This window comes from Mesorhizobium jarvisii (genome assembly GCF_003601985.1).
Lineage (GTDB): Bacteria > Pseudomonadota > Alphaproteobacteria > Rhizobiales > Rhizobiaceae > Mesorhizobium > Mesorhizobium jarvisii.
Genome location: NZ_QZXA01000008.1, coordinates 185715 through 204181 on the forward strand (window position 1 = coordinate 185715; position 18467 = coordinate 204181).

The 18467-nt window shown below is 63.7% G+C and carries 19 protein-coding genes; 10 read left to right on the forward strand and 9 right to left on the reverse strand.

The window, feature by feature from the left end:
• Positions 1–53: 53 nt before the first annotated feature.
• On the reverse strand, positions 54–890 hold the full coding sequence (gene phhA / locus D3242_RS21300) for a phenylalanine 4-monooxygenase (protein ID WP_019862446.1): 837 nt from the start codon (positions 888–890) through the stop codon (positions 54–56).
• A 139-nt stretch (positions 891–1029) separates the two neighbouring features.
• Between phhA and D3242_RS21305 the strand changes: the two genes are divergently transcribed.
• Complete coding sequence (locus D3242_RS21305) at positions 1030–1506, forward strand: Lrp/AsnC family transcriptional regulator (RefSeq protein ID WP_019862445.1); 477 nt, start codon at positions 1030–1032, stop codon at positions 1504–1506.
• 112 nt (positions 1507–1618) lie between these two features.
• Positions 1619–3184 (forward strand): magnesium-protoporphyrin IX monomethyl ester anaerobic oxidative cyclase, encoded by a 1566-nt coding sequence (gene bchE, locus D3242_RS21310; protein WP_038651186.1) that lies wholly within the window; start codon positions 1619–1621, stop codon positions 3182–3184.
• Positions 3185–3190: 6 nt separating this feature from the next.
• Here the strand turns inward: bchE and argB are convergent, their stop codons facing one another.
• Together argB and D3242_RS21320 are read right to left on the reverse strand one after the other, a co-directional pair.
• Entirely contained in the window at positions 3191–4084 is an 894-nt protein-coding gene (gene argB, locus D3242_RS21315; RefSeq protein WP_019862443.1) for an acetylglutamate kinase, read from the reverse strand.
• 162 nt (positions 4085–4246) lie between these two features.
• Positions 4247–5743: an amidase gene (locus D3242_RS21320; RefSeq protein ID WP_019862442.1), complete on the reverse strand. Its 1497-nt coding sequence runs from the start codon at positions 5741–5743 to the stop codon at positions 4247–4249.
• 136 nt (positions 5744–5879) lie between these two features.
• Between D3242_RS21320 and D3242_RS21325 the strand changes: the two genes are divergently transcribed.
• From D3242_RS21325 to msrB, 4 genes are all read left to right on the forward strand, one after another.
• Positions 5880–6419, forward strand: coding sequence for a sigma-70 family RNA polymerase sigma factor (locus D3242_RS21325; protein ID WP_019862441.1), 540 nt, complete (start codon positions 5880–5882; stop codon positions 6417–6419).
• Entirely contained in the window at positions 6416–7138 is a 723-nt protein-coding gene (locus D3242_RS21330; RefSeq protein ID WP_027047605.1) for an anti-sigma factor, read from the forward strand. The genes D3242_RS21325 and D3242_RS21330 overlap by 4 nt, the downstream gene beginning before the upstream one ends.
• Before the next feature lie 225 nt (positions 7139–7363).
• Positions 7364–7921 (forward strand): fasciclin domain-containing protein, encoded by a 558-nt coding sequence (locus D3242_RS21335; protein WP_064985421.1) that lies wholly within the window; start codon positions 7364–7366, stop codon positions 7919–7921.
• Between the two features lie 209 nt (positions 7922–8130).
• A complete protein-coding gene (msrB, locus tag D3242_RS21340; RefSeq protein WP_019862438.1) occupies positions 8131–8634 on the forward strand; it encodes a peptide-methionine (R)-S-oxide reductase MsrB in 504 nt (167 codons plus the stop codon).
• A gap of 172 nt (positions 8635–8806) precedes the next feature.
• Here the strand turns inward: msrB and D3242_RS21345 are convergent, their stop codons facing one another.
• Complete coding sequence (locus tag D3242_RS21345) at positions 8807–10402, reverse strand: DHA2 family efflux MFS transporter permease subunit (protein ID WP_064985280.1); 1596 nt, start codon at positions 10400–10402, stop codon at positions 8807–8809.
• Positions 10403–10474: 72 nt separating this feature from the next.
• The gene (locus D3242_RS21350; protein WP_064985282.1) at positions 10475–11662 is read right to left on the reverse strand and encodes an HlyD family secretion protein; all 1188 of its coding nucleotides are present in this window, start codon (positions 11660–11662) and stop codon (positions 10475–10477) included.
• 128 nt (positions 11663–11790) lie between these two features.
• Here D3242_RS21350 and D3242_RS21355 point away from each other — a divergent pair, with 128 nt between their 5' ends.
• Positions 11791–12525 (forward strand): TetR/AcrR family transcriptional regulator, encoded by a 735-nt coding sequence (locus D3242_RS21355; protein WP_019862434.1) that lies wholly within the window; start codon positions 11791–11793, stop codon positions 12523–12525.
• Between the two features lie 96 nt (positions 12526–12621).
• Here D3242_RS21355 and yihA read toward each other — a convergent pair whose 3' ends face one another.
• The 3 genes from yihA to D3242_RS21370 all read right to left on the reverse strand — a co-directional run bounded on the left by yihA (position 12622) and on the right by D3242_RS21370 (position 14351).
• Positions 12622–13281: a ribosome biogenesis GTP-binding protein YihA/YsxC gene (yihA, locus tag D3242_RS21360; protein ID WP_019862432.1), complete on the reverse strand. Its 660-nt coding sequence runs from the start codon at positions 13279–13281 to the stop codon at positions 12622–12624.
• Positions 13278–13916: a CatB-related O-acetyltransferase gene (locus D3242_RS21365; RefSeq protein ID WP_064985284.1), complete on the reverse strand. Its 639-nt coding sequence runs from the start codon at positions 13914–13916 to the stop codon at positions 13278–13280. The genes yihA and D3242_RS21365 overlap by 4 nt, the downstream gene beginning before the upstream one ends.
• 120 nt (positions 13917–14036) lie before the next feature.
• Positions 14037–14351: a hypothetical protein gene (locus D3242_RS21370; protein WP_019862430.1), complete on the reverse strand. Its 315-nt coding sequence runs from the start codon at positions 14349–14351 to the stop codon at positions 14037–14039.
• Between the two features lie 178 nt (positions 14352–14529).
• On the opposite strand from D3242_RS21370, the gene D3242_RS21375 reads away from it, so the two are divergent.
• From D3242_RS21375 to D3242_RS21385, 3 genes are read left to right on the forward strand one after another with little or no spacing between them, the layout of a single operon-like run.
• On the forward strand, positions 14530–14853 hold the full coding sequence (locus D3242_RS21375; protein WP_064985286.1) for a hypothetical protein: 324 nt from the start codon (positions 14530–14532) through the stop codon (positions 14851–14853).
• Positions 14846–16147 (forward strand): HlyD family secretion protein, encoded by a 1302-nt coding sequence (locus D3242_RS21380; protein WP_081296172.1) that lies wholly within the window; start codon positions 14846–14848, stop codon positions 16145–16147. The genes D3242_RS21375 and D3242_RS21380 overlap by 8 nt, the downstream gene beginning before the upstream one ends.
• On the forward strand, positions 16144–17691 hold the full coding sequence (locus D3242_RS21385; RefSeq protein ID WP_038651159.1) for a DHA2 family efflux MFS transporter permease subunit: 1548 nt from the start codon (positions 16144–16146) through the stop codon (positions 17689–17691). The genes D3242_RS21380 and D3242_RS21385 overlap by 4 nt, the downstream gene beginning before the upstream one ends.
• 204 nt (positions 17692–17895) lie before the next feature.
• Here D3242_RS21385 and D3242_RS21390 read toward each other — a convergent pair whose 3' ends face one another.
• Complete coding sequence (locus tag D3242_RS21390; RefSeq protein ID WP_019862426.1) at positions 17896–18456, reverse strand: fasciclin domain-containing protein; 561 nt, start codon at positions 18454–18456, stop codon at positions 17896–17898.
• Positions 18457–18467 lie beyond the last annotated feature (11 nt).

An 18467-nucleotide genomic window follows, 5' to 3' on the forward strand; every position in this document is an offset into this window, starting at 1 on the left:
AAGCGTCCAAAGCGCGTCGCGTTGAAACGGATTCATGCGACGCGCTTTGCGTTTTAGACCGTCGCCGGGTCGAGCGCCTTTTGGTCCTTGTGGCGCGCGACAATCGCCTCGAAATCGGCGGTCTGGAAGGCATCGCGCAAGGCGTCGAAGGACGGCAGCACGAAATAGGCGCGCTGGAACTTGTCGATCTCGTAGCCGGTGCGCATCACCATTTCCAAGTCGAAAGGCACGTGATGGGCGTCCTTGCCCTCGACGGCGAACTGCAATTCGGTGAAGGACGACATCAGGCCGGCGCCAAAGGCCTTCAGCGGCTGGCCGGCCTCCTGCATCAGGCCGTATTCGGCCGTGTACCAGTAGAGCCGGGTGATCATCTCGTCGCCGCCGAGCGCGATGATGTCGCCGGCCTTCTTGCCGTACATCTGCATGAAGTCGGCGAAGACCGGCTGCGACAGCACGGGCACGTGGCCGAAGAAATCATGGAACATGTCCGGCTCGACGATGTAGTCGAGCTCCTGCCTGGTGCGCAGCCAGTTGGTGACCGGGAAGCGGCGTTTGGCGAGATGGTCGAAGAAGGGGGCGGCGGGAATAAGACCCGGCACGGCAACGATCTCCCAGCCGGTCAGCTTGCGCAGCTTGGCGCTGACGTCCTCGAAATCGGGAATGCGGTCAAGCAGGCCAAGTTTTTCAACACCGTCGAGATAGGAATGATGGGCGAGCTTGCGCGTCAGCTTCGTCTGGCGATCGCACAGAGTGCGCCACACCGCCTGTTCCTCGTCGCTGTAGTCATAACCCTGGGCCACGGTGAAATCGGCACGGCAGACCGAATAGTCGCCGCGCAACCCCTGCGCCGCGCAATCGCGGGCATATTCGGCAACACTCATCGTCGTCATGGTTTTTCTCCTCGCAAATCGGCAATTGCAGACGTGTGCATAGGATAACCGGATTTGGCGAGGCAATTCGGTTTTGATGATGGCTCATCAGCAATGTTCGGGATAATATTCACTCACAATCCGCATCCGAGGAGTGAAAATGCCTCAATTCGATGATTTCGAGATCAAGATGCTCGATGTACTGCAACGCGACGGGCGCAAGCCTGTCTCGGAACTGGCGCAAGAGATCGGCCTGTCGACGACGCCATGCGCGCGGCGCTTCGAGGCGCTGCAGGATGCAGGCGTCATCAAGGGTTTTGCCGCGGTGATCAGCCGCCGCGCGGTCGGCCTGACGGTCGAGGTGTTCATCCAGGTGCGCCTTGTCAGCCACAGCGATGGCTCGCCGGAAAAGTTCATTGCCGCGGTGCAGCGCATGGACGAGGTGTCTTCGTGCTGGACGATGACCGGCGACCACGACTTCCTGCTGCATGTGATGGTGCCTTCGGTCGACGAGCTGAACGCCTTCGTCATGCACCGGCTGATGCGGCTCGACGGCGTGCGCGACGTCCACACGCAGCTGGTGCTGCAAAACATCAAGGGACCCGGCCACGTGCCGCTCGCGCATCTCAGGAAGTAGCGCCATCTCCAGCGCTCCTGCGGAAAAGCTGCACGCAAACTGCTGAAACGGGCCAATTGGGCGGCTAGATCGCCGGCCAGCATATGCGGACCAACTGCCTAAGAGGTCCGCCATGAAAATCGTCCTGATCAATCCACCGCACACAGCCATCGGCAGCCGGGTGCCGGACGATCATTTGCCGCCGCTTGGCCTGCTGGCGATCGGCGGCCCGCTGATCGATGCCGGCCATGATTTGCGGCTCGTCGATGCCGAACTCGGGCCGATGCCGCTCGAAAAGGTGGTGCGCGACGCCCTGGACTGCTTTCCGGACTTCGTCCTGATCGGCCATTCCGGCTCGACCTCGGCGCACCCGACCGCCTTGCTGATCGCCAAGATGATCAAGCAGCGCGAGCCGGCGACGATCGTCATCTATGGCGGCGTCTTCCCGACCTATCACTGGCGCGACATATTGGCGGCGACCGACGTCTTCGACTTCATCGTGCGCGGCGAAGGCGAGGCGACCGTGGTGGCGCTGGTCGAGGCGCTGGAAATGCACCAGCCGCCGGCGAGCGTCGCCGGCATCGCCTTCCGTGACGATCTGCGCCGTCCCTTTGCCACGCAGGGCGCCATGACCATCGCCGATCTCGACGCTTACCGCGTCGGCTGGGAGCTGATCGACCACGGCCGATATAGTTACTGGGGCGGCAAGCGCGCCGTGGTGATGCAGTTTTCGCGCGGCTGTCCGCATCTGTGCAACTATTGCGGCCAGCGCGGTTTCTGGACCCGATGGCGGCACCGCGATCCCGTAAAATTCGCCAAGGAGATCGCCTGGCTGCACCGCGAGCACGGCGTCAAACTGATCAACCTCGCCGACGAGAACCCGACCGTTTCGAAGAAGGCGTGGCGCGCCTTTCTCGACGCGCTGATCGCCGAGAACGTGCCGGTGCTGATAGTCGGCTCGACCCGCGCCGACGACATCGTGCGCGACGCCGACATCCTGCATCTCTACCGCAAGGCCGGTGTCATCCGCTGGCTGCTCGGCATGGAGAACACCGACGAGCAGACGCTGCAATTGATCCGCAAGGGCGGCAGCACCTCATCCGACCGCGAGGCGATAAGGCTGCTGCGAAAGCACGGCATATTGTCGATGGCGACCTGGGTGGCCGGCTTCGAGGATGAGGGGTTTCGCGACCTGTGGCGCGGCTTTCGCCAGCTCATCGCCTATGACCCCGACCAGATCCAGGCGCTCTATGTGACGCCGCATCGCTGGACGCCGTTCTTCCGCATCGCGCGCGACCGCAAGGTGATCCAGAAGGATGCCCGGCTGTGGGACTACAAGCACCAGGTGCTGCAGATGACGCGGCTGAAGCCGTGGATGCTGTTCTTCAGCGTCAAGCTCATCGAGCTCGCCGTGCAATCGCGGCCGAAGGCGCTGGCGCGCATCCTGTTCCACCCCGATCCCGAGCAACGGCATTCGATGCGCTGGTACACCAAGATGGGCCGCCGGGTCTGGTTTCGCGAGGTCTGGGGTTTCCTGGCCCGTGATGGCAGGGTGAAGGACGGTCCGACGCTTGCCGAATTCTGGGGCGCGCCGCAGGACGCGGAGGAGGAATCGATGATCGTCGCGCGACAGCCGCGCAAGCCGGAGCTTTCCGCCTCCACAAATAGCGGGCTGCCGGCCAGAAGATTAGCCGGCTGAGGCCGACTAAGGCACGATCAGCGTGCCGGCGCCGTGTTCGGTGAAGAGTTCGAGCAGCACCGCATGCGGCGTCTTGCCGTTGAGGATGACCACGCCTTCGACGCCGCGCTCGATCGCCTCGATGCAGGTCTCGACCTTGGGGATCATACCGCCCGAGACCGTGCCGTCCTTGATCAGCACCCTGGCCTCGGCGACGGTCAATTCGTCGATCAGCTTCTTGTTCTTGTCGAGTACGCCCGGCACATCGGTAAGGAACAAAAGGCGCGAGGCCTTGCAGGCGCCGGCAATGGCGCCGGCGAAAGTGTCGGCGTTGATGTTGTAGGTGTGGCCGTCGCGGCCCGGCGCCACCGGCGCCAGCACCGGGATCATTTCGGAGCGGGCCAGAAGGTCGAGCAGCGTGCGGTCGACCTCGACCGGCTCGCCGACGAAGCCGAGATCGAGCACGCGCTCGATGTTGGAATCGGGGTCGATCATGGTCTTGCGCGCCTTTTCGGCGAACACCATGTTGCCGTCCTTGCCGCAGAGGCCGATCGCCCATTCGCCTTCGGCGTTGATGAGCGCAACGATCTCCTTGTTGATCGAGCCGGCCAGCACCATCTCGACGATCTCGACCGTCTTCTGGTCGGTGACGCGCAGGCCGCCCTCGAACTTGGATTCGATGCCCATCTTGGTCAGCATGGCGCCGATCTGCGGCCCGCCGCCGTGAACGACGATCGGGTTGACGCCGGACTGCTTCAGCAACGCGATGTCGCGGGCGAAGGCCTTGCCGAGCTCGATATCGCCCATGGCGTGGCCGCCATATTTCACCACGACGGTCTTGTGTTCGTAGCGCTGCATGTAGGGCAAAGCGCGCGACAGCAGGGCGGCCTGCATTTCGGCGGTGGCGGCGATGTCCGTCATCGGGCGGTTCCCTGGCTTTTTGGTTTATGCATGTCGTTGCTCCAAAACCGCCGGGCACTTTTGGGCGACATGCATCAGGTAAAGACGGCGGCGTCTTAGCGGGATTTGGCCCGGGGGGCAAATGGCATTGCTGTCATATTCGCCGCGTTCACGGCCTCGTCATCATGACGGCACCATCAGCGGCGCCCGCCGTTTCAGCCAACCCGAAAGCTTCTCCATCTGCGCGGCGAAGGACAAAAGCGTCTCCTCGTCGCCCGGGCGCCCGGCGGCCTGGATGCCGAGCGGCAGGCCGGCCTCGGTGACATGGACGGGCAGCGCGATCGACGGCTGGCCGCTGACATTGTGGATTGCCGGCCAGTGCGTGAACAAAAGGCTCTTGTCCATCAGCTGGCCGAACAAGGGTTTCAGCTTGAGCAAAGACGTCAGGTGAAGCTTGTCGAGAAGGTTTTCGACCAGCTCATCGGTGCCTTTCGGGTCCATGGCGCCGCAGGCGAGCGGCGGGTGCGCGATAACAGGCATCAGCACAGCGTCATATTGCGCGGTTTCCTCGATCATCCGGCGCGAGGCGGCATGTAGCCGCTGCAGGCCGGCATAGATTTCGCCGGCCGAGACCATTTCGCCCAACCGGCCGAGCACCCGCGTGGCGCGCTCGACGTCGCCGGTGACGGGACGGCCGACGCGCAGCGCTTCGGCCCGCAGCGTGCCGGCGACGGCGGAAGCAACCGTCCTGCAGAAGTCGGCCATGAAATCGCGGCCGATGAAGGGCAGGTCGATTTCCACGGTGGTGTGGCCGCCCTCGCGCGCAAGCGCCACAGCCGTGTCGAGCGCTTTCATCGTCTCGGCCGAGATCGGCAGGCCAAGCGGCGACTTGCGGTAGACGGCCAGGCTGAGCTTGCCGGGATCGCGCGCGGCGGCGGCGGCGAACGTGCCCTTTGGCGGCAGTGCCGCATAGGGCGACAGGGAGTCGGGACCGTGGGTGAGGTCGAGCAGCAGCGCGCTATCGCGCACCGAGCGGGTGACGGCATGATCGACCACCATGCCGTACCAGCTTTCGCTGACCAGCGGCGTCAGCGGGATTCGACCCCGCGAGGTCTTGAGGCCGACCAGGCCCGTGCAGGCGGAAGGCACGCGGATCGAGCCGCCGCCATCGGAGGCGTGCGCCACCGGAACCACGCCGGCAGCGACGAGGGCCGCCGCGCCACCCGATGAGCCGCCGCTGGTGTGGCCGGTGTTCCAGGGATTGCGGGTGATGCCGAAGGCCTTGGATTCGGTCATCAGCCGCAACCCGTGCTCCGGCGAAGTCGAAGTGACGATCGGGATCAGCCCGGCGGCAAGGTAGCGGTCGGTCATCAGCGAATTGACGTCGGGCACCGAGGCCGGAATGCGGCTGCCGCCATGCGAGGGCACACCCTTGATGGCGATGCCGAGGTCCTTGATGGCAAAGGGCACGCCGGCCAGCGGCAGCGAGCGGTCCATGGTTTTCGCCCGCGCCCGCGCGGCCTCGTAGAGCGGCTCGGCCGTGGCATTGATTTCAGGCCTTGAGGCCTCGGCGCGCGCGATCGCCGCTTCGGTCAACTCGATCGCCGACAGTTCGCCCTTGCGCACCAGACCGGCGAGGCCGGTGGCGTCTTCTTGCCACAGAATGCGTTCGACCGACATCGGCGCCTCCCCGTTCCCGCCAAGCTAGCCAGCGGCTGATCCCTTGGCAATCGAAGCCTGCGCCAGCACGCCGGACTTTAGGTGCACGGAATATTCCAGCGTTGCAAATACAACGCAATCGCCTAACTTGGCGCACATGACGCCGCAGGACATCACCAAGCTGATCGTCCGGACTTCGATGAAGGATCGGGCAGCGTTCGATCTGCTCTACCGGCAGACCAGCGCGAAACTTTTCGGCGTGTGCCTTCGTGTATTGAACGACCGGGGAGATGCTGAAGAAGCGCTGCAGGAAGTCTTCGTGAAGATATGGACGAAGGCGGATCGTTTCGCCGTCTCCGATCTGAGCCCGATCTCCTGGCTGGTGGCAATCGCCCGCAACCACGCGATCGATCGCGTCAGGGCACGGCGCAAGCCTGCCGCCGATATCGATGCCGCGCTCGAGGTGGCCGATCCGGCACCGGGACCTGAAGCGATGGTGGTGGCGGGCGACGAATCCGTACGCATCCATCATTGTCTCGAGGAGCTGGAGAAGGACCGGGCGGCGGCCGTCCGGGGCGCTTATCTCAAGGGCGAAAGCTATGCCGAACTGGCGGAGCGCCACGGCGTGCCGCTGAACACGATGCGTACCTGGCTGCGCCGCAGCCTGATGAAACTGAGAGAATGTCTGGAAAGATGACACTGGCAGAGGACAACGGACCGGAACGTGGAGGCGACGAGCTGTTCGCCGCCGAATACGTTCTCGGCGTTCTGCCGGCAGAAGAGCGGCAGATCGCGTCCAGGCGCGTCGACACCGACACCGATTTCGCGCGGCTCGTCGATGGCTGGGAGGTTCGCCTGTCGCCGCTGGCATCAGCCTATGCCGAGGTCGAGCCGCCGGCTTCGGTGAAGGCGGCTGTCGACCGCCGGCTGTTTGCATCGACCGCCGCCACTCCGGCCGAGGCCCGTGCCGGCCTGTGGTCCAGCCTCGCCTTCTGGCGCGGCCTTGCCGTCGCTGCTGTTGCAGCGCTGGCTCTCTATATCGCCGTGCCCTATGTCAATCGGCCGGCCGAACAGCCGCAGGCGCGGCTTGTTGCCTCGCTGGCGGCCGACGGCAGCGATGTAAAATATCTCGCCGTCTATGATTCCGAGCGGCATGACGTCAGCCTTTCGCACGTTTCCGGCACGCTTGCTTCCGGCAAGGACTTCGAACTTTGGATGATCGAAGGCAAGAACGCACCGGTCTCGATGGGCGTCATCCCGGCCGGCGCGACCGCGCATATCGGGGTCTCGCCCGCCACGCAGCAGAAGCTGGCGCAGGGCGCGGTGCTGGCCGTCAGCCTGGAACCGGCCGGCGGCTCGCCGACGGGACAACCGACCGGACCGGTGGTTGCCGCTGGCGACCTGAAGGGCATCTGACCTGCTGCATCTCGCAGCGAATCCGTTTCCGGAATTTCCCAAATATATCTTATGTAACACCTGCCTAAAATAGGTGTGCGTGCCGGTAAGAAGGTGCGCCATAAAATTTCTTTGCCCGAGCGAAAAATTCAAAAATCCAAAAATATTCTGAAACTCGCGCGTTTGTGTTGCGTATCTCCTCGCGTCCCCAAAAATGGGAAGAGAAAACCGAGGAGTTTGAACATCATGCGTAGATACGCCACCCTTTTGCTTGCCGGTACGATCGCTGTTTCCGCGCTTGCCACCGCCGCCTATGCCGAAAACCCAATGGTCGGCGGCGCCGCCATGTATGCCCAGAAGAACATCGTCGAGAACGCCGCCAATTCGAAGGACCACACCACGCTGGTCGCCGCCGTCAAGGCGGCCGGCCTGGTCGACACGCTGCAGGGCGCCGGTCCGTTCACCGTCTTCGCGCCGACCAACGAGGCCTTCGCGGCACTGCCGGCCGGCACGGTCGACACGCTGCTCAAGCCCGAGAACAAGGACAAGCTGACGAAGGTCCTGACCTGCCATGTCGTCGGCGCCAAGGCGATGGCGGCGGATGTGGCCTCGATGGCCAAGGCCGACGGCGGCACGCACAAGGTCAAGACGGTCGGCGGCTGCGAGCTTTCCCTGAAGGCCGAGGGCGGCAAGGTCACCGTTACCGACGAGAACGGCAATGTCGCCAATGTGACGATCGCCGATGTCGAGCAGTCCAACGGTGTCATCCACGTCATCGACAAGGTTCTTTTGCCGAAGATGTAACAAGGGGCCAGCCGCGGACGAACCTGCGGCAAGAGCTCTCCGCCGATTGCGTCGTCCCGCTCCCCTGATCCGCAATCGACACGCACGCTCCGCGCCGCCCACAGCCAACTGTGGAACGGCGCGGAGTGTCGTTTGGGGGCAACCGTCACCGGCTTTTGATTTTGGCGTGGCGGTATAGTTTGGCAAAAGGAACAACCGGAGGAATGGTCATGAACCGTCGCGACTTTCTTTTGAGCGGTGCCGCCGCCCTTGGCGTCGTCGGGGCCGCCGCAACCATGCTGCGCATGGGCGCTCCGCAGCCCGCGCTGGCGGCCGAAAAATTCGAGATCACCAAGACGGATGACGAGTGGAAAGCCATCCTGTCGCCTGCCGCCTTCGACGTGCTGCGCAAGCAAGGCACGGAATATCCGGGCACCAGCCCGCTGCTCAACGAGCACCGCAAGGGTATCTTCGCCTGTGCCGGCTGCGACCTGCCGGTCTACCCCTCTGAGACGAAATTCGATTCCGGCACCGGCTGGCCGAGCTTCTGGCAGGAGATCGCCAACGGCATCGGCAAGACCGAGGACAGGTCGCTCGGCATGACCCGCACCGAGGTGCATTGCCGCCGCTGCGGCGGCCATCTCGGCCACGTCTTCGACGACGGTCCGGCGCCGACCGGCCTGCGCCACTGCATCAACGGCGTGGCGCTGACCTTCAAGCCGGCCACGGCCTGACGAAATTCGACCGGAAACGAAAAACTCCGGGTCTTGCGGCCCGGAGTTTTTTGCGCGGTCAGAGCTTTCGGGCGTGGACTGGAGGAGCTTCCCGAAACCGCTGCCCACGTCTGTGTTTCTGTCTTGACGCAATTCCTGTGGGAAAACCGCTTCACACTTATCCTGGAATTGCTTAGTGCCCGCCACCTCCGCCACCACCGGGCGCGGCCGGCTTGTTGATCAGCATCGTGAACAGGCCGAGCGTCGCGAACAGCACCGTCAGCATGTAGAACACGTCCATGAAGGACAGCAGCGCCGCCTGCTGCTGGACCATGCCCGACAGCTTGGAGATCGCCGCGCTGGCCGCATCCAGGCCAGTGGTCTGTTCGAAGTTCAGCGTCATGTTCTGCAGCTTGGTCTGCGCGGCGGCACTGCCCCACTGCACATGCTCTGCGAGCCTCGCATAGTGGAAGGCGTTGCGGTCGATCAGCACGGTGTTGATGAGGGCAAGGCCGACAGCGCCGCCGAGGTTGCGGGTGAGGTTGAACAGGCCGGAGGCGTTCTTCAGCCGGTCGGGCGGCAAGGTGCCGAGCGCGATGTTGTTGATCGGCACCATGCACAGCATCATCGAGCAGCCGCGCAGGATCTGCGGGATGAGCAGTTCGTAGAAATCCCAGTCGGCGGTCAGATGCGTCATCCACCAGGTGCCGGTGGCGAAGCCGAAGAAGCCGATCATCATCATCAGCCGCAAGTCCATCTTGCTCGACAGGATGCCGGAGATCGGCGCGGTGACGAACATCGCCAGGCCGCTGACGAACAGCGCCTCGCCGATCATCATCGAATCATAGCCGCGGATACGGCCGAGGAAGACCGGATAGAGATAGGTCAGGCCGTAGAGGCCGATGCCGATGACGAAGGAAAACAGCGAGCCGAAGGCAAAGTTGACGTTGCTGAAGGCCCGGAGGTCGACGATCGGCTCCTCGGCGGTGAAGACACGCCAGAAGAAGATCACCGCGCCGACGCTCATGACAATGGCGCAGATGAACACGCCCTGGTCCTGCAGCCAGTCATTGTTCGGACCCTCTTCCAGCACATATTCCATACAGCCGAGGAAGGCCGCCATTCCGGCGAGGCCCCACCAGTCGAACTTGTTGAACAGCTTGAGATTGGGCTTGTCGAAATCGATCAGCGCCCAGGCGGCGCTCGCCACCAGGATGCCGGGCACGACATTGACCAGGAACAGCCAGTGCCATGAAAAGGCGTGGCTGATATAGCCGCCGACGGTCGGGCCGATGGTCGGCGCCAGCGTCGCCACCAGGCCGATCATCGGCGAGACGACGGCGCGCTTGGAAGGCGGGAAGATGGTGAAGGCCGCGGCAAAGACGCTCGGGATCATGCCGCCGCCGATGAAGCCCTGCACGGCGCGGTAGACGATCATCTGGTCGATGTTGGTGGCGGTCGCGGCAAGCGCGCTGGCCGCGGTGAAGCCGGCGGCGGCGATGGTGAACAGCACGCGCGTCGACAGCATGCGGCTGAGGAAGCCCGACAGCGGGATCATGACCACCTCGGCAATCAGATAGGCCGTCTGCACCCACGGAATTTCATCGGAGCTGGCGCTGAGGCCCGCCTGGATCTCGGCCAGCGAAGCCGAGACGATCTGGATGTCCAGGATCGCCATGAACATGCCGAACACCATCGCCAGGAAGGCGATGACGCGGCGTGTGGAGATGGTGTCAGGGACCGCCGGTCTTGCCGGCGGCGATCCTGCGGTGGTGGTAGCGGTTGCCATTTCATGGGCCTCCTTGAGGCCGGCCGGGCGGCCCAGCGCTTCATCAGCCGCCGAGCCACCCTCCGAAAGCGCTTAGTTGGTCGTCGCGGCAGGTGCGGTGCGGCTGTCAACGTTGACGACAACGCTGAGGCCAGCACGCAGCTTGCCGGTCTTCAGGGCATCGGCCGGCACGTCGATGCGGACCGGGACGCGCTGCACAACCTTGGTGAAGTTGCCGGTGGCGTTTTCCGGCGGCAGGAGCGAGAAGACCGCGCCTGAAGCCGGAGCGAGCGACGAGACGGTTCCCTGGATGGGATGGCCGTCGATGGCGTCGACCGAGATGTTGACCTTTTCGCCCGGAACCAGCCGGGCAAGCTGCGTCTCCTTGAAGTTGGCGACGATGTAGAGCTTGTCCAACGGCACGACGACGGCGAGCTTCTGGCCGGGGCTGACAAGATCGCCCTGCTCGACCGAGCGGTTGCCGACGACGCCTTCATAAGGCGCCTTGAGCACGGTGAAGGACAGGTCGCGCGCGGCCTTGTCGCGGCTGAGCTGCAGCGAAGCGAGCGTGCTCGCCGACTCGGCGCGCTGCGCCTCGAACACGCCGATATTGGCCTGTGCAGCGGCGATCTGCGCATCGGCGCCAACCAACGCGGCATTGGCCTGGTCGAGCGCAGTCTGGGCATCGTCCAGTTGCGCCTGCGTGCCGACATGCGTCTTGACCAGTTGCGCGGCGCGCTGCTGGGCACGGGCGGCGTTGTCGGCCGCGGCCTGGTCGGCGACCTTCTGCGCCTGCGCCTGCTGCAGGGAGGCCTGCGCCGCCTTGGTCTGCGCGTCGATGCGGTCGAGCGTCTTGGACAATGTGGCGATCTGCGCTTCGGCCTGGGCAACGGCGATCTTGTAGTCGCCATCGTCGATCGTCAGCAGCGGGTCGCCGGCCTTGACCAGCTGGTTCTCGCTGACCTTGACCTGATCGACATAGCCGGAGATCTTGGGCGAAACGAACGCCATGTCGGCCTGGACATAGGCATCGTCGGTCGAGATCATGAAACGGCCCGTGGTCCAGTAGTCATAACCGTACCAGGCGCCACCGCTCAGGAGGGCAAGGCCGATGATCGGCAACAGGAAGGAACGCACCGAGCGCTTCTTCTTGGCTGGAGCTTCGGCCGCCGGCGGCGGTGCCACGGGCAGGACGGGAATCTCCGGTGCTTCCGTCGCCGGAGCGACCTTGGCGTTGGGGAAGGGGCGGACTTCGGCTGTGTTGGGCGCGTTCGAGGACATGACATCTCTCTAAAGTAATAATACTGAACCGTTCGGTTCGATCCGGCCGTTGACATAGCGTGAAAAGAGGACCATATCAAGGGGCAATCGAACCGGTTGGTTCGAATTATTTTCGAGGTGTGACTTTTATGGCCGAGACAACGCCTGACGTCGAAACCGACAACTGCAACGACCTGCTGGAAAGCCTGCGCCGCGGCCGCCCGGCGGCCGGACAGGATCCGGCCAAGCGCAGCCAGATCATCGACGGCGCCCGCCGAGTCTTCATAGACAAGGGCTTCGAGGCCGCCTCGATGAACGACATCACGCGCGAGGCCGGCGTTTCGAAGGGCACCATCTATGTCTACTTCGCCAACAAGGAAGAGCTGTTCGAAGCGCTGATCGAGGAAGAGCGCGGCACCATCTTCAAGAATATGTACGACATGCTCGACCGCGCCGACGATCTGCGCCAGACCCTGGTGAAGTTCGGCAAGGTGCTGTCGATGAAGATCACCTCGGCCAGGGTCATCCAGGCGCAACGCACGGTGATCGGCGCCTCCGACAGGATCCCCGACATGGGCGCGCGGTTTTACGAACGCGGCCCCAAACGCGGCCATGACAAGGTGGTGGAGTTTCTCAATGCCGCCATCGAACGCGGCCTGCTCAAGATCGACGATGTCGATCTTGCCGCCTACCAGTTTACCGAACTGTGCCTGGCCGGCCTCTTCCGGCAGTGCATCTTCGCCTACCGCACCAAGGCTCCGAGCGACGAAGAGATCGACCACATCGTCAGGTCGGGCGTCGGCATGTTCCTGAAGAACTATGGCACCGAACGGCTCGCGGAGGAAGAAAGCCATCAGATGATTGCGCTGGAGGCAAAGGCCTAGAGCGTTTCACCGTTTCATGGAAACGGCGAACCACTCTGACTCTTAGTTTGACGCAATTCCCAAGGGAAAACCGCTCACACTTTTCCTGGAATTGCTCTAGCCGCCATTGGCGGCAAGCACGATGGCGGCCTGCAATTCCTCCAGCCCCTCGCCCTTTTCCGATGACGTCGCCAGGACGAACGGAAACGCCGCCGGCCGTTTCTTGATCTTTTGCAGCGTCTCCTCGATCAGCCGCGGCACGCCGGCGACCTTGATCTTGTCGGTCTTGGTCAGCACGATCTGGTAGGACACCGCCGCCTTGTCGAGCAGCGACAGCACCTCGTCGTCCTTGGCCTTGATGCCATGGCGGGCGTCGATCAGCACATAGACCCGCTTCAGCGTGACCCGGCCCTTGAGATAGTCGAAGACCAGCTTGGTCCACTCGTCGACTTTCTCCTTGGGCGCGGTGGCGTAGCCGTAGCCCGGCATGTCGACCAGCGCCATCGGCGGCAGGTCAGCGCCCTCGCCGGAAAATCCGTCCGGCACGAAATAATTCAATTCCTGCGTGCGCCCCGGCGTGTTGGAGGTGCGCGCCAGCCCCTTCTGGTTGACCAGGGCGTTGATCAGCGACGATTTGCCGACATTGGAGCGGCCGGCAAAGGCGATTTCCGGCGGCCCTTCCGGCGGCAGGAACTTCATGGCCGGCACGCCGCGGATGAAGATCCACCCGCGCGTGAACAGGTCGGTGGTGATCACAGTGCTGTTCAGAGCGTTCAAGCTGCTGCCTCCAGAAGAGAGATATCGGCGCCCCTGATGGCATCGAGGTTGCGGCCGATCTTGTCCACGGGCCAATGCCACCATGCCAGTGCCAGCAACCGCCTGATCGTCCTGTCGTCGAAACGCATCTTCACCACCTTGGCGGCGTTGCCGGTGACAATGGCATAGGGCGGCACATCATGCTTCACCACGGATTTGGCGGCGATGATGGCGCCATGGCCGATTTCCACGCCGGGCAGGATAACCGCCTCCATGCCGATCCAGACATCGCTGCCGACTACCGTGTCGCCGCGCACCTCCTTCGACCATGTCGCCGGGTCAAAGCCTTTTTCCCAGCCATGGCCGAAAATGTTGAACGGATAGGTGGAAAAGCCGGACATTGCGTGGTTGGCGCCGTTCATGATGAAGCGCGCGCCTTCGGCGATGGCGCAGAACTTGCCGATGATGAGCTTGTCGCCGATGAAGGGATAGTGGTGCAGCACGCATTTCTGCGCGAATTTGTCCGGTCCGTCCGGGTCGTCATAATAGGTGAAGTCGCCGATCTCGATGTTCGGCTCCGTCACCAGCGGCTTCAGGAAGCCGACGCGCGTGTGCATCGGGATCGGGTGCTTGATGTCGGGGTTGGGTCCGTCCATGTCGGGTCTTCCGGGAATTGGCAGACAGGCGCATCCGAACCGGAGGCGCCTGGTCAAAATAACGTGATCCGCCCTATAGCACCAATCGGCCGGGGTGCGAGTCTTCCGTGCGTGCCAGGCTCATTTGTCGCCGCGGCAGATCACGATCGGATTGGACAGCGCGCTGTCGAAACCGCTGCCCTGGTAGACGGTGACGTTGGCCGCACCTGGCGGCAGCAGGAACGTGCCTTCGACGACCTTCTGGTCGCCCGCCATGGTGTGGAGAGCCCAGCTAAACGTGCAGAATTGCGGCGGTGCCGCGGGTTCGACGTGGCTGCAGTTCAGCTGCGCGCCACCCAGCATGGCGGCGCCGCCGCAGCTCACCGCCTCCTTTGCAACCGCGATGCCGGGACACCCGACGAGAGCCGTCACGGCTGCGATCCTAATCCAGTTCATCGTCGAAATCCTTGCCGGAAAAATTCGCGCCGCAGGGGCGCCTCTTCCGTGTCGTGGCCCATGCGATTTTTGGCCAACGCGGCTTAGTCCGTCTTGCACGCGCCGTCCAGCGGGATTATGTGCATGATGATAATAAGCATGCTCACGAAAACTTGTCCGTAGATCCCGATCTCTTCCCATGTCCTCCTCGCCCCATATCAGCTTCGTGCTGCACAACGTCGCGCGCCTGCTTCGAACGCGGTTCGAGCAGCGTTTGCGGGCGTCGGCGCTGAGCCGTCCCCAATCGCAGGTGCTGGCCTGGCTGCCTTACCTGGCCCCGCTGGTCCGCCGGCTGCTCGAGATCATGCGCGGCAACGGCCGGAGAACGCGAGACGAGGCCTTCGCCGGCCCTTCTCCTGAAGAAACACGGCAGCATCGGCTGCAAACCCCAAACTTTATCAAATCCAATCTGCTCGCGGCTCGCACCCAGCCAGCCGGCGACCGGGAGAAAGTCCATGGCTGAATCAACATCCCCCAAGAAGCCTGCCGAAAACGACCCCGCCACGGGTCGCCCCGGCGACCAGATCATCCGGCTGGACAGCGAGCGCGAACAGAGGCGTGCCAATGTCGTCATCGACAATGACGAGCTGGAAGCGCCGGTTGCGCTGCAGCCGGCGGCACTCGAGGCGCCGACCAAGGAGCCGCAGCCGCAGCCGGCTCCTATCGCCGTTGCCCCTCCCCCTGCTGCCCCAGCCAAGCCGAAGCGCAGTCTGAAGCGGCCGGTGCTGTTTGCCTTGCTTCCCATCGCGCTCGCCGTAGGCGGCTATTACTACGTGACCGGCGGCCAGGTGATGACGACCGACAATGCCTACATCCAGGCCCAGTCGCTCGGTGTGTCCACCAACGTCTCCGGCACCGTGCAGGAGATCGACGTACACGAGAACCAGGTGGTGAAGAAGGGCGACGTGCTGTTCCGCCTGCGGCCGGCCTCCTTCGAAACCGCTCTTGCCGCCGCCCAGGCCCAGCTCGGGACGGTGCGCAACCAGGTGCTGACCCTGCAGGCGAGCTACCAGCAGTCGCTGTCGCAGATCGAACAGGCGCAAGCCGACATTCCCTATTACGAGGCCGCCTTCCAGCGGCAGCAGGACCTTCTCAAGACCTCCACCGCCTCCAAGGCGTCTTTCGATAGCGCCCAGCACGACCTCGTCGCGGCGCGCCAGAAAGTGGCCGTCGCCAAGGCGCAGGCGCAGGCCACGCTTGCCCAGCTGGGCGGCGACGCCAACCAGCCGGTGGAAAAGAACCCGTTCTACCTGCAGGCCCAGTCGGGCGTCGACGATGCGCAGCGCAACCTCGCCGATTCCGTGGTCAAGGCGCCGTTCGACGGTGTCGTCACCAATGTCGATGCGCTTCAGGTCGGCAAATATCTGCCGGCCTCGCAACCGGCCTTCAGCCTGGTTTCGTCGACGGATCTGTGGATCGAGGCGGAGCCGAAGGAAACCGAACTGACCTATGTGCGGCCGGGACAGACGGCGACGATCAGTGTCGACACCTATCCAGGCGCCGTCTGGCACGGCACGGTTGCCTCGATCAGCCCGGCCTCGTCGTCGAGCTTCTCGCTGCTGCCGGCGCAGAACACCACCGGCAACTGGGTCAAGGTCGTGCAGCGCATCCCGATGCGCGTGACGGTCGTTGACACCAAGGGCAAGCCGCCGCTGCGCGGCGGCATGAGCGTGGTGGTCGACGTCGAGACCGGCCATGCGCGCGGCCTGCCGGACTTCGTCACCAACCTCATCGACCGGTTCGGACAAAAATCATGACCAGCGCGACCGCGGCAGGTGCCACACCGGTGGTCGCCAATCGCGGCGCCATCACGGCTTGCGTGATCCTGGCGGTCATCATGCAGGCGCTGGACACGACCATCGCCAATGTGGCGCTGCCCTACATACAGGGCAGCGTTTCGGCCAGCGCCGATCAGATCAATTGGGTGCTGACCTCCTATATCGTCGCGGCCGCCGTCATGACGCCGCCTTCGGGCTACCTTGCCAACCGCTTCGGCCGCAAGCGCATCCTGTTGACCTCGATCACCGGCTTCGTGGTCGCCTCGGTGCTGTGCGGCTTCGCGCAGTCGCTGCCGCAGATCGTCGGCTTCCGCCTGCTGCAGGGCCTGTTCGGCGCCGCACTGGTGCCGCTGTCGCAGAGCATCCTGCTCGACATCTACAGCGTGGAGGAGCGGGGCTCGGCGATGGCGCTGTTCGGCGTGTCGGTGATGGTCGGGCCGGTGTTGGGCCCGGTCATCGGCGGCTGGCTGACCGAGAACGTCTCCTGGCGCTGGGTGTTCTACATCAACGTGCCGATCGGAGCGCTGGCTTTCGCCGGCGTATCGCTGTTCGTGCTCGAAACCAAGCTGGACATCAAGGCAAAGCTCGACTGGCTGGGTTTCGGCATGCTCAGCATCACCATCGCGGCGCTGCAAATGTTTCTCGACCGCGGCGAGCAGCTCAACTGGTTCTCCTCATCCGAGATCATCGTCGAGGCGCTGATCTGCGCGTCGGCCTTCTACATCTTCCTCGTCCACACCTTCACCGCCAAGAACACCTTCGTGAACCCGCGGCTGTTCCTGGACCGGAATTTCGCCGTCGGCATGATCTTCATCTTCATCGTCGGCATCACCTATCTCGCCTCGCTGGCGCTGATGACACCCTATCTACAGACGCTGATGGGCTATCCGGTGGTGACGGCCGGCATCGTCATGGGTCCGCGCGGCCTTGGCACGATGGCGTGCATGTTCCTGGTCGGCAGGCTGGTCGGCAAGGTGGACACACGCTGGCTGCTGTTCATCGGCCTCGCGATCACCGCCTGGGCGATGTACGACATGACCGGCTGGACGCCCGATGTCTCGCAATGGACGATCATCAGCACCGGCTTCATCCAGGGTGCGGGGCTCGGCTTCCTGTTCGTGCCGCTGACCACCATCACCTTCGCCACGCTGGCGCCGGAACGGCGGGCGGAAGGCACCGGGCTTTACAATTTGTCGCGAAATATCGGCTCCAGCGTCGGCATCTCGGTGGTCACCGCGCTCCTGACGCAGAACGTGCAGATCAACCATGCCAACATCGCCACATATGTGACGCCCTTCAACCAGGCATTCGGCAATCCGGCGATCGCGCAGGCGATGAACCCCTACACCGCCGCCGGTCGCGCAGCACTGGACGGCGTGGTAACGCTGCAGGCGACCGTTATCAGCTATATAGACGACTTCAAGCTGATGATGATCCTGTCGCTGGCCGCCATCCCGCTGGTACTCTTGCTGCGCAAGCCAGGCACGCCGGCCAAGGTCGACCATAGTGCCGTGATGGAATGATGCGCTGGAAGCGGTCGAAGTTCGATCGCTGAAGCCAAGCGTCTTCACGGTACGCAAAAAGAAACCGGGGCCCTGTGAGGGACTACAGGACCCCGGCCTCGCCGATAACGACTTCCCCAAGAAACTTGGCACCTCGTCACGAGGCGGGGATGGCAGGCCAAGAAAGCCCCAACGACCTGCCACTGCCCCTTTCACCGGAAGCCGTTACTTCGGCAACAGCACCTTGTTGACGACATGGATGACGCCGTTCGACTGGTTGACGTCGGCGATGGTCACCTTCGCCTCGCCGCCGGACTCATCCATGATGAAGAGCTTGCCCTTCTTGACCTCGGCGGTGAGCGTGTCGCCCGAGACGGTCTTCATCTCGTATTTGCCGCCCATCGCCTTGGCCTGCTTCATCATCTCGGCGCCCGAGATCTTGCCAGCCACGACATGCGCGGTCAGGACCTTGGTGAGCTTGTCCTTGTTCTCGGGCTTGAGCAGCGTGTCGACCGTGCCGGCCGGCAGTGCCGCGAAGGCCTCGTTGGTCGGTGCGAAGACGGTGAACGGGCCGGCGCCCTGCAGCGTGTCCACCAGCCCGGCGGCCTTGACGGCGGCGACGAGCGTGGTGTGGTCCTTCGAATTCACGGCGTTCTCGACGATGTTCTTGGTGGTGTACATCGGCGCCCCACCGACATTGGGGTTCTTGGCGTAGGCGGGGGCGGCAATCGCCACGCCGGCGACGAGAGCGGAAATGGCGATGATCCTGAATGACGGCAAGCGCATGTGGTCTTCCT

Coding starts and splice junctions, on each gene's coding strand:
- phhA (WP_019862446.1), bottom strand. CDS start 890: ATGACGACGATGAGTGTTGCCGAATATGCCCGCGATTGCGCGGCGCAG.
- D3242_RS21305 (WP_019862445.1), top strand. CDS start 1,030: ATGCCTCAATTCGATGATTTCGAGATCAAGATGCTCGATGTACTGCAA.
- bchE (WP_038651186.1), top strand. CDS start 1,619: ATGAAAATCGTCCTGATCAATCCACCGCACACAGCCATCGGCAGCCGG.
- argB (WP_019862443.1), bottom strand. CDS start 4,084: ATGACGGACATCGCCGCCACCGCCGAAATGCAGGCCGCCCTGCTGTCG.
- D3242_RS21320 (WP_019862442.1), bottom strand. CDS start 5,743: ATGTCGGTCGAACGCATTCTGTGGCAAGAAGACGCCACCGGCCTCGCC.
- D3242_RS21325 (WP_019862441.1), top strand. CDS start 5,880: ATGACGCCGCAGGACATCACCAAGCTGATCGTCCGGACTTCGATGAAG.
- D3242_RS21330 (WP_027047605.1), top strand. CDS start 6,416: ATGACACTGGCAGAGGACAACGGACCGGAACGTGGAGGCGACGAGCTG.
- D3242_RS21335 (WP_064985421.1), top strand. CDS start 7,364: ATGCGTAGATACGCCACCCTTTTGCTTGCCGGTACGATCGCTGTTTCC.
- msrB (WP_019862438.1), top strand. CDS start 8,131: ATGAACCGTCGCGACTTTCTTTTGAGCGGTGCCGCCGCCCTTGGCGTC.
- D3242_RS21345 (WP_064985280.1), bottom strand. CDS start 10,402: ATGGCAACCGCTACCACCACCGCAGGATCGCCGCCGGCAAGACCGGCG.
- D3242_RS21350 (WP_064985282.1), bottom strand. CDS start 11,662: ATGTCCTCGAACGCGCCCAACACAGCCGAAGTCCGCCCCTTCCCCAAC.
- D3242_RS21355 (WP_019862434.1), top strand. CDS start 11,791: ATGGCCGAGACAACGCCTGACGTCGAAACCGACAACTGCAACGACCTG.
- D3242_RS21365 (WP_064985284.1), bottom strand. CDS start 13,916: ATGGACGGACCCAACCCCGACATCAAGCACCCGATCCCGATGCACACG.
- D3242_RS21370 (WP_019862430.1), bottom strand. CDS start 14,351: ATGAACTGGATTAGGATCGCAGCCGTGACGGCTCTCGTCGGGTGTCCC.
- D3242_RS21375 (WP_064985286.1), top strand. CDS start 14,530: ATGTCCTCCTCGCCCCATATCAGCTTCGTGCTGCACAACGTCGCGCGC.
- D3242_RS21380 (WP_081296172.1), top strand. CDS start 14,846: ATGGCTGAATCAACATCCCCCAAGAAGCCTGCCGAAAACGACCCCGCC.
- D3242_RS21385 (WP_038651159.1), top strand. CDS start 16,144: ATGACCAGCGCGACCGCGGCAGGTGCCACACCGGTGGTCGCCAATCGC.
- D3242_RS21390 (WP_019862426.1), bottom strand. CDS start 18,456: ATGCGCTTGCCGTCATTCAGGATCATCGCCATTTCCGCTCTCGTCGCC.